This window comes from Stackebrandtia soli, assembly GCF_965137155.1.
GTDB lineage: Bacteria > Actinomycetota > Actinomycetes > Mycobacteriales > Micromonosporaceae > Stackebrandtia > Stackebrandtia soli.
On sequence record NZ_CBCRZX010000072.1, the window covers coordinates 1 to 9,434 of the forward strand.

A 9,434-nucleotide genomic window follows, 5' to 3' on the forward strand; every position below is an offset into this window, starting at 1 on the left:
CCCACCCGCCACCGCTTGGTTGGGCAAAAGTACCGCTTGGTTGGGCAAATTGCGAAATCAGGCGTGTTTTCGACATTTGCCCAACCAAGCGGAGTGGACGGTGCGGTGCTCGGTCCGGTCTGACTGGCCAGGAGGCCCGCCGTAGGCGACCCCGAGAATGGAGCGGCGGGTGCCTAGAGCGCGGGGGCGGGCGTGGGGGTGCCCTTCCTCGTGGCGGACGCGATCCGTCGACCCAGGAGCGCGCCACCGAGGAACACGACCCCGATGTACACGGTCAGCGCCGCGAAGACGACCACGCCGAGGCCGGGGATCAGCGACAGCAGGACGACGGCGGTGCGGCCGTCCCAGCCGAGGCCGAAGGCGCGCGAGTCCAGCGGCGAGGCCGCCTTGTCGATCCGGGCGGCGAGGTCGTAGTGGTACAGCGAGAGGACGAACAGCAGCGCGTACACCAGCGGGGCCGGTACGTCGGCAGCGAGTCCACAAGCGATGATCATGCCGAACTCGCCCGCGCGTAGGCAGGCCGGGACGAGCCAGTCGAGCGGTCCCGAGTGCGGGTTCCTCGCGGTCGCGACGACGGCGACGAACAGGATGCCCGCGAGTGCGGCCGCCCCACGAGCGAAGCCCGGTGTCGACACGATGAGCACGAGTGACGAGACGATGAGCGCCAAGGCGAGCGCGGCGACGGGGAGCGGCGGGGCGCCCGCCCGCGCGAAGCGGGCGATCAGGCCGTCGTCGCGGTGGGTCGACACGTCACCTTCCCTGGCGAGCACGGGGACCTTCGCGGCCCACGATCGCAGGGTTCGCCCGGCGAGGGTGTACGCGAAGGCGAGGAGCTGCCACGCGAGGAGGGCCGCGAGCGCGACCCGGCCGTCGAACAGCGCCGCGCCGAGGCCCATGACGAGCCAGCGTTCCCCGACCGGGAAGACGATGGTGCGTTTGAACCAGTAGGACGGCGAACGGTGTTGGGACGTGAACTTCGCCGACAGCGCGCCGAGCTGGCGTCCGATGCGGACGGCGGCCGAACCGGTCTCGCCCGTCCCGCCGCCTGCGGGCGCGAACTTGTCGGAGCCCGCGAGCAGTGACTGTTCCGCTTGGCGGAGGGTCGCGGCGTCCTGCATGGTGCCGTACCAGGTGTCCATCATGTGGCGGACGACCTGGACGGTGATCGCGGCGATCGCGAGGGGCCAGGCCCAGGTGAGGCCGTTCGCGGCGGCGCCCGCCGCGAGGCCCGCGTACATCAGGTATTCCTTGCCGCGGTCGGCGATCATGTCGAGCCAGCCGCCGAAGGCGCTGAAGCGGTGCGCGTACCGGGCCAGCTGACCATCCACACAGTCCAGTGCGAAGCTGAGGTACAGCGCGACGGCGCCGCCGATGAGGGCGACGCGGCTCGCCTCGACGAACAGGCCGGCGGCGATCACGGCGAACAGGATCGACAGCCACGTCACGGCGACGGGCGTCCATTTCAGACGCTCGAAGAAACGGACGAGGTGCCGAGACCAGGTGCTGATCGAGTACGTGGCGAACAAATCGTCGTCGCGTTTGACGCACAGGCCCATGCGGACGGCGTCCTCGTCGACGGCGTCGATCCGGCCGACCAGCGTGGTCGCGTCGGCGTCGTCGTCGGGGCGTCGGTATTCGAGGCCCGGCACCTGGTAGGCGGTGAGTTTGGCGCCGCCGCGGACGAGGGCGAGCAGTTGCAGGGTCCACGCGTCGGCGCGCTGAGCCAGCGCGGTCACGTCGTCGGCGAGGAGCTGTCGCAGCGCGGCCCGCCAGTCCGGTACGTACGGGGCGCTGATCTTCGCGAGACCGGCCCCGTACCCGTTGGCGCCGTGGGCGACGTGGAAGTCCGTGCCGACGGAGACGACGAGGCCGCGTTCGAGGCGCAGTCGGGGCGCGTGCGATCCGTCGTGGGTGCCGCTGACGACGAGCGCGCCGGAGCGGCGGGTCGGGTCGGACAACACCTGGGAGGCGGCGGTGTCGGCGAGGATCGCGTCGGCGGACGCGACGATGGTCGGTTCGTCGCTCGCGTCGGCGTACTCGGCGAGGAACGCGAGGTCGGACGCGACATCGGCGGACGTGATCACGGTGACGTTGCGGTTCGGCTCGCAGCCGGGCCGCGCGATGACGGTGATGTCGGTGACGTCGAAGCGGTTCAACTGCGCGACGAGCCGGTCGAAGACGGTGTGCCCGTCGAGCAGTGCGTTCGTCGTGGGGGTGTCGGCGAGCAGCACCGCACGCATCAGGCGGGCACCTTCGCGTCCTCGACTTGTTGGTAGGCCGCGAGGGCCTCGTCGACGGTGCCGTTGACGATGAGCTGGCCGCGGTTGAGGTACATGCCGCGGTTGCAGAACTTCGTCAGGTCCTTCTCGCTGTGGGAGACGAGGACGAGCGTGCGGCCCTCGTCGAGGAGCGAGCGCATGACCTTGTAGCACTTCTTCTTGAAGCGTTTGTCGCCGACGGCGAGCGCCTCGTCCACGAGCAGGATCGGGTGTTCCAGCTGCGAGATGACGGCGAAGCCGAGTCGGACCTTCATCCCGGACGAGTAGTGCCGCACCGGGGTGTCGATGTGGTCCTCGACCTCGGCGAACGCGACGATCTCGTCGAACTTGGCCTTCAGCTGTTGGCGGCTCATGCCGTGCAGCGAGGCGACGAGTTGGACGTTCTCGCGGCCGGTGAGGTCGCCGGAGAACCCGGCGGACAGGGCGATGAGCGGGGCCACGCGCCCTCGTCGGATGACGGTGCCCTCGTCGGGGATGAGGACGCCCGCGATGAGTCTCAGGAGCGTCGACTTTCCGGTGCCGTTGGACCCGATCACCCCGATGGCCTCACCGGGTTGGACCTCGAAGCTGAGGTTGCGCAGGGGCCAGAATTCGTCGCCGATCTGGCTGCGCTTGCCCTTGTGGATGAACATTTCGCGGATTTTGGCGTTGCGGCGCCGTCCCACGGCGAAACGGACGCCGAGGTTGTGGGCCTCAATGATCGGTTGCTCAGTCATCGCCTTGTATTCAACCGCCTCGGTGGAACCGGAAGGGTGGATGGGTGGCCGGTTGCGGCCTCGCCGCGCCCGGTGGCCGACGTTTCGCGCTTACGCGTTAGCCGAAGACTTTACGACGTGTTCGCGTGCGCGTTGGGCCGGGCCGTTCACCGGCGTCAATGCTACCGCCGACCCGGTCGATGAATCCAGGCCGGAAACGGCGTGGGAACGGCGGGCTCCCAACGGGCGTCGGGACGGTGTCGGAGCGATGTCGTCATGGTGCCGTGGGCCTGTCTCGGAGGCGACCGCGAGGCAAAGGCGGTAATTGCCGGATTTGGTATGGTCGGCCGACTGTCGCGGCCGAGCGCCGCGCGTGGGTGTCGAAGGAGACCAGTGAAACGCGTAACTCGGGCCGAGATACGGGCCACCTACAAAGAACGAGACGCGTGGTGGACGGTGTTCCTCGTCGATCCCGTCGCCGGTCCGCTGGTGCGGTTGGTGTCGCCGTGGCGTGTGATCACGCCGAACGTGCTGACGGTGACGGCGTTCGTGTTCGGCATCGGCGCGGCCGTGTGCTTCTGGCAGGCGTCGTGGCCGTTCCTCGCGGTCGGCGCGCTGCTGTTCCACCTGAGCTTCACGATCGACTGCATGGACGGCAAGCTCGCGCGGTTGCGCGGCGGCGGTTCGGCGTTCGGCGGCTGGCTCGACTACATCTTCGATCGCTTGCGGGTGCTCGCGTGCACGGTGGCGCTGTTCGGCGGCCAGTACGCGGCGACGGGCGAGGTCCTGTTCATGTACCTCGCGATCGGCGTCGTCTTCTGCGACATGTTCCGCTACCTCAACGCTTTGTACATGAAGGACACTCGCCGGGGCATGCGGCAGAAGCTCGCCGAGCGCGCCGGCACGTCCGTCGACCAGCTCCGTCTCCAGGACGAGGCGCAACTCGTCCTCGGTGACGCCGCATCCGAGCGGGCCGCCGATGACGGCGCGGTCGTCGTCGACGTCCAGCACTCCTTCAAGCAGCGGTTCGGCTGGTTCAACCGGCTGAGAGACGCGCTGGTGCGGCACCGCGTCCGCTCGCATCTCTTCTCGGGCGTCGAGTTCCAGATGGCCGTCTTCATCGTCGGCCCGTTGACGACGCTCATCGCCGCGTTCTCGATCGGCGCGATGGCGCTGGTGCTCCTCGTCGAAGCCGCCGTCACGTACAAGCTCTACCTGTCCGCACGCGACGTGGACCGCCAACTCGCCGCGCCCGTGCCCGCCGCGCCATGACGAGGACCGTCGCGGTCCTGCTGGCGGGCGGCACCGGCCGACGCATGGGGGCCGACGTACCCAAGCAGCTCCTCGACGTCGCGGGGAAGCCGATCCTCGCGCACACCCTCGACGTGTTCACGGCCGCGCGATCCGTCGACGACATCGTCGTCCTGATGCCCGCCGAGCACGTTGACGCCGCCCGCCGGATCATAGACCACTATGGATACTCCGTCCGGCATCTCGGCCCGGGCGGAGCCACCCGCGACGCCTCCACCAGGGCCGCGCTCGGGGTCCTCGCCGACGAGGACCCCGACACGAAGGTGCTGATCCACGACGCCGTCCGCCCCCTCGTGACGGTCGACCAGGTCGACGCCTGCGCGGCGATCCTCGACCGCTTCGACGCCGCCACCCTCGCCGTTCCCACGACAGACACCATCGTCGGCGTATCGTCGAACGGCGACGTCGACCTCGTCACCGACCTGCCCGACCGGGCCGGCCTGCGCCGCGTGCAGACCCCGCAGGCCTTCCGACTCGGCCTGCTCGCTCGCTGCCACGAAGCCGCCGTCACCGACACCGGGTTCGTCCCCACCGACGACTGCGGCGTCGTCCGCCGCTACGCGCCCGACGTCCCCATCGCCGTCGTCGCGGGCTCGGACGACAACATCAAGGTCACCCACCCGCAGGACGTCGACCTCGCCGACCGGCTACTCCGCGACAGGACACTGTGAACGATGATCCGTAAACTGCTGGACACGCTGATCCCGCCGGGTCTACCGGTGCTCGCGCTCGCCGCGTTCGCGCTCCTCGACCAGCAATGGCCGGGCTACGCGCTCGCCGCGATCGCCATCGCGTACCAGCTCACCACGTACCGACTCGACGGTCTCGGCCACAACCCGCTCGGGCGCGCCCTCACCGTCGCCGCGCTCGTCACCGCCGCCGCGGCCGACGCTGACGCCGGTGCCGCGATCGCCGGCGTGCTCCTCGTCGCGGTCATCGCGTTCGAGCCGCGCCTGCTCACCGCACTGACGTCCACCACCGTCCTCACGGCGAACCTCACGGTCCGCCGAGGAGTCAAGACGTCGCTGTCCACCCGCAACGTCTACGTGGTGTCGATGGCGCTCGCGATCGCGCTGCTCGTCGTCGGCGCGGCGAACGTTCCCGGCTGGCCCGTCGCCGTCGCGGTCGGCGTCGGCGCGTTCGCGCTCGGCGCGGCGACGGTCCTGTCGTGGCGGGGTCGTCGTCGGCACGCGCACACGGCCGACACGGGCGTCCAGGACGCCGTGACCGCGCACGCGCCGCGCTTCGCGATTCACTTCGCCGCGCCACCGGGATCGCAGTACCAGTTGTCGATGTGGCTGCCGTATTTCGACGACCTCGGCGACGACTACGTGATCATCCTGCGGGACAAGGCCTTCCTCCCGCTGATCGCGTCACTGACCTCGACGCCGATCGTCGTCGCCCCGAGCGTCGCCGACCTGGAGCGGACGCTGGTCGACTCGATCCGGGCCGTGTTCTACGTCAACAACAGCATGCAGAACACGCAGTGCGTCCGCTTCGCGCACCTGACACACGTCCAGCTCATGCACGGCGACAGCGACAAGCCCGCCAGTTACAACCCGATCAGCGCGATGTACGACCGGATCTTCGTCGCGGGTCAGGCGGGTGTCGACCGGTACCACAACCACGGCATCGACATCCCGACGTCGCACTTCCGGCTCGTCGGTCACCCGCAGGCCTCCGCCGTCGACGTCCGGCCCGCGCGCACCGGTGACGACGTGGTCTGCCTGTACGCGCCGACGTGGACCGGCCTGTCGTCGGACGTGAACTTCTGTTCGCTGCCGTTGGCGGAGCGCCTGTGCGAGGCGATGCTCGCACGCGGCGTCACCATGATCGTCCGGCCGCACCCGTACACCCGCCGCAACCCGGCCGCCGCGCGGCAGCTCGACGCGGTGGAGCGGCTGCTCGCGGCCGACGCCGAACGCACGGGCCGCCGCCACCTGTTCGGCCGTCGCACCAGCGTCGACATGAGTCTCATCGACTGCATCAACGCGGCCGACGTGATGGTGTGCGACGTGTCCGGCGCCGCGTCCGACTGGCTGTACTCGGAACGGCCGTTCGCGATCACCGACATGACGAACCTCGGCGACGGTCTCGCGGCGGAGCTGCCGCTCGCCGCCGCCGCGTACCGCGTGGCCGCCGACGGAGTCGGCCTCGACAAGGTGTGCGAGCAACTGCTCGACGTCGATCCGTTGGCGGACAAGCGCGCCGCGATGAAGCGGTACTACCTGGGCGACTTCCCGACCGAGTCCTATAGGGACGCCTTCGCGGACGCGGCCAGGGACTGCTATCTGACGCCGACCGGGCAGGGTGCCCGATGACGTCGCCGCCAACGGGATAGAGAAGTCGACTCGTTCCGGTTTCGTCCGTTTTCCCGTCGATCGAGTCACGGCCGTGTAAACGAAAGACGAACACCGAGAGGTATTGTCTCAACGGCCAGCGATAAGAGGTTTCGGTTCACATGATCATCCGTAGCGAGAAGCTTCCGGGCCGAGCGGTGCGCGGCGGAGCAGGTTCCTCGTGCCGGGTTGCGCGCGGAAGCCTTCGACGACGAAACAGAGCGAAGCGTCAGGAAGCTTCGTAGCAGGACGGCATCACGCCGGAGCCTCTATGCACACGTGTCCGCCAACGGAGGTGGGCCAAGATCAATTACCTAGTCAAGGAGCCATCTTGTCGAGCAAACCCACCGTGTATGTGGGGATGAGCGCGGATCTCGTCCACCCCGGGCATATCAACATCCTCCAGAAGGCCGCCGAGCTGGGCGACGTGACCATCGGGCTGTTGACCGACGCGGCCATCGCCAGCTACAAGCGGCTGCCGCACATGTCGTACGACCAGCGCAAGGCCGTCGTCGAGAACATCAAGGGCGTCGCCGCCGTCATCCCCCAGGAAACGCTCGACTACGTCGAGAACCTGGAGAAGGTCAAGCCCAACTTCGTCGTCCACGGTGACGACTGGCGCACGGGCGTGCAGGCGCAGACCCGTCAGCGGGTCATCGAGACTCTGGAGAAGTGGGGAGGCGAACTCGTCGAGGTCGCCTACACCGAGGGCATCTCCTCGACCGCGCTCAACAAGTCCGTGAAGGAGGTCGGTACCACCCCCGCCGTCCGCCTGTCCCGGCTGCGCCGCCTCATCGACAACAAGCCCATCGTCCGCATCCTCGAAGCGCACAATGGACTGACTGGTCTGATCATCGAGACGACGACCGCCGAGCACGAGGGCCGCACCGTCGAATTCGACGGCATGTGGTCGTCGTCGCTGACCGACTCGACCGCGCGCGGCAAGCCCGACATCGAGGCCGTCGACATCTCCTCGCGCCTCCAGACGATCAACGACCTGTTCGAGGTCACCACCAAGCCGCTCATCTTCGACGGCGACACCGGCGGCAAGCCCGAGCACTTCAGCTACACCGTCCGCTCGCTGGAGCGCCTCGGCGTCTCCGCCGTCATCATCGAGGACAAGGAGGGCCTGAAGCGCAACTCGCTCTTCGGCACCGAGGTCGAGCAGACCCAGTCCTCCATCGAAGACTTCGTGCACCGCATCCAGGTCGGCAAGAAGGCCCAGGTCACGAAAGACTTCATGATCATCGCCCGCATCGAGTCCCTCATCCTCGAAAAGGGCATGGACGACGCGGTCACGCGCGCCAAGGCCTACATCGAGGGCGGCGCGGACGGCATCATGATCCACTCGCGCAACAAGTCCCCCGACGAGGTCTACGAGTTCTGCGACCACTTCGCGAAGTTCGACAAGAAGGTCCCCCTCGTCGTCGTCCCGACCAGCTACAACAAGGTCACCGAGGCGGAGCTCGCCGACAAGGGCGTCAACGTCGTCATCTACGCCAACCACCTCATGCGCGCGGCGTACAAGTCGATGTCGAAGGTCGCCAAGTCGATCCTGGAGAACAGCCGGTCCGCCGAGGTCGACTCCGAGATCGCCAACATCAAGGAAGCCCTGGCGATCATCCCGGAGAACGAATCCTGATGAGCATCGATCCGAAGCGGTTCACCGACCACCTCAGCTCGGCCGGGGTCAGCCTGTTCACGGGCGTCCCCGACTCGCTGTTGAAGGAGCTCGGCAGCCACATCATGGCGAACCTGCCGCGCGAGCGGCACGTCATCACCGCCAACGAGGGCGCTGCCGTCGGCCTGGCCATCGGCCACTACCTGAAGACGTCGACCCCGGCCGTCGTCTACATGCAGAACTCCGGGTTCGGCAACACCGTCAACCCGCTGCTGTCGCTCGCCGACGCCGACGTTTACGGCATCCCGATGCTGATCGTCGTCGGCTGGCGCGGCCAGCCCGGCGTCAAGGACGAGCCCCAGCACGTCAAGCAGGGTCGCGTCCAGCGTGAACTCGTCGAGGCGATGGACCTGCCGTGGTCGATCCTCCCGCACGACCCCGACGAAGCCGAGAAGCTCGTCGAGGAGGCGCTCGCCGAGGCCGTCGAGAAGAAGACGCCGTACGTGCTGCTCGTCGAGAAGGGCACCTTCTCGGGCGGCCCGAAGCTGCCGAAGCCGGAGACGACGCTGCCGACTCGCGAGGACGCGCTCATCGCCCTGACGAAGGCCGTCGGCTCCGACGCCGCGATCGTGTCGACGACGGGCATGCTCAGCCGTGAGCTGTTCGAGTACCGCGTCAACGCCGACGAGAGCGGCGACCGGGACTTCCTCACCGTCGGCGGCATGGGCCACGCGAGCGCGATCGCCCTCGGCGTCGCGATGAGCGAACCCGACCGCGAGGTGTGGTGCTTCGACGGCGACGGCGCCCTGCTGATGCACCTCGGCAGCCTCGCCGTCATCGCCGACCACGCGCCGTCGACGTACTTCCACGTCGTCTTCAACAACGGCGTCCACGACAGCGTCGGCGGACAGCCCACGTCGATCGACAAGGTCGACATTCCGGCCGCCGCGCGGGCCCTCGGGTACCGCTACGCGACCGCGACGGGCGACCTCTCCGAACTGCCCGCCCGCGTCGCGAAACTCCGCGAAGAGGGCGGGCCGAGCCTGCTGGAGCTGAAGGTCAAGCCCGGCAGCCGCGCCGACCTGGGGCGGCCGACCCGCACCCCGGCCGAGAGCAAGGACGCGTTCATCGCCGCCCTGCGGTAATGACGACCAACGCGACGAACACGTGCCGTCGGTCCATCCCGGAC

General features: G+C 68.5%; 7 protein-coding genes. 5 read left to right on the plus strand and 2 right to left on the minus strand.

Going from position 1 to position 9,434, the window contains the following annotated elements:
- Positions 1-173: 173 nt before the first annotated feature.
- Complete coding sequence (locus ACM9NP_RS23110) at positions 174-2,240, minus strand: DUF5941 domain-containing protein (RefSeq protein WP_415648877.1); 2,067 nt, start codon at positions 2,238-2,240, stop codon at positions 174-176.
- Positions 2,240-2,995 (minus strand): ABC transporter ATP-binding protein, encoded by a 756-nt coding sequence (locus tag ACM9NP_RS23115; RefSeq protein WP_415648878.1) that lies wholly within the window; start codon positions 2,993-2,995, stop codon positions 2,240-2,242. Before ACM9NP_RS23115 ends, ACM9NP_RS23110 begins: the two co-directional genes overlap by 1 nt.
- A 372-nt stretch (positions 2,996-3,367) precedes the next feature.
- Here ACM9NP_RS23115 and ACM9NP_RS23120 point away from each other — a divergent pair, with 372 nt between their 5' ends.
- The 5 genes from ACM9NP_RS23120 (at position 3,368) to aepY (ending at position 9,390) form a co-directional block, all read left to right on the plus strand.
- Entirely contained in the window at positions 3,368-4,246 is an 879-nt protein-coding gene (locus ACM9NP_RS23120) for a CDP-alcohol phosphatidyltransferase family protein (protein ID WP_415648879.1), read from the plus strand.
- Positions 4,243-4,956, plus strand: a complete 714-nt coding sequence (ispD, locus tag ACM9NP_RS23125) for a 2-C-methyl-D-erythritol 4-phosphate cytidylyltransferase (RefSeq protein WP_415648881.1) — start codon at positions 4,243-4,245, stop codon at positions 4,954-4,956. Before ACM9NP_RS23120 ends, ispD begins: the two co-directional genes overlap by 4 nt.
- A gap of 3 nt (positions 4,957-4,959) precedes the next feature.
- The gene (locus tag ACM9NP_RS23130) at positions 4,960-6,606 is read left to right on the plus strand and encodes a CDP-glycerol glycerophosphotransferase family protein (RefSeq protein WP_415648882.1); all 1,647 of its coding nucleotides are present in this window, start codon (positions 4,960-4,962) and stop codon (positions 6,604-6,606) included.
- A gap of 379 nt (positions 6,607-6,985) precedes the next feature.
- Positions 6,986-8,266, plus strand: a complete 1,281-nt coding sequence (gene aepX, locus ACM9NP_RS23135) for a phosphoenolpyruvate mutase (protein ID WP_415648888.1) — start codon at positions 6,986-6,988, stop codon at positions 8,264-8,266.
- Entirely contained in the window at positions 8,266-9,390 is a 1,125-nt protein-coding gene (gene aepY, locus ACM9NP_RS23140) for a phosphonopyruvate decarboxylase (protein WP_415648883.1), read from the plus strand. The genes aepX and aepY overlap by 1 nt, the downstream gene beginning before the upstream one ends.
- The last annotated feature ends 44 nt before the right edge of the window (positions 9,391-9,434 follow it).

What these genes read in the sequence shown, in the direction of transcription:
- aepY (WP_415648883.1), top strand. Translation starts at nt 8,266, where the DNA reads ATGAGCATCGATCCGAAGCGGTTCACCGACCACCTCAGCTCGGCCGGG.
- aepX (WP_415648888.1), top strand. Translation starts at nt 6,986, where the DNA reads ATGAGCGCGGATCTCGTCCACCCCGGGCATATCAACATCCTCCAGAAG.
- ACM9NP_RS23115 (WP_415648878.1), bottom strand. Translation starts at nt 2,995, where the DNA reads ATGACTGAGCAACCGATCATTGAGGCCCACAACCTCGGCGTCCGTTTC.
- ispD (WP_415648881.1), top strand. Translation starts at nt 4,243, where the DNA reads ATGACGAGGACCGTCGCGGTCCTGCTGGCGGGCGGCACCGGCCGACGC.
- ACM9NP_RS23130 (WP_415648882.1), top strand. Translation starts at nt 4,960, where the DNA reads ATGATCCGTAAACTGCTGGACACGCTGATCCCGCCGGGTCTACCGGTG.
- ACM9NP_RS23110 (WP_415648877.1), bottom strand. Translation starts at nt 2,240, where the DNA reads ATGCGTGCGGTGCTGCTCGCCGACACCCCCACGACGAACGCACTGCTC.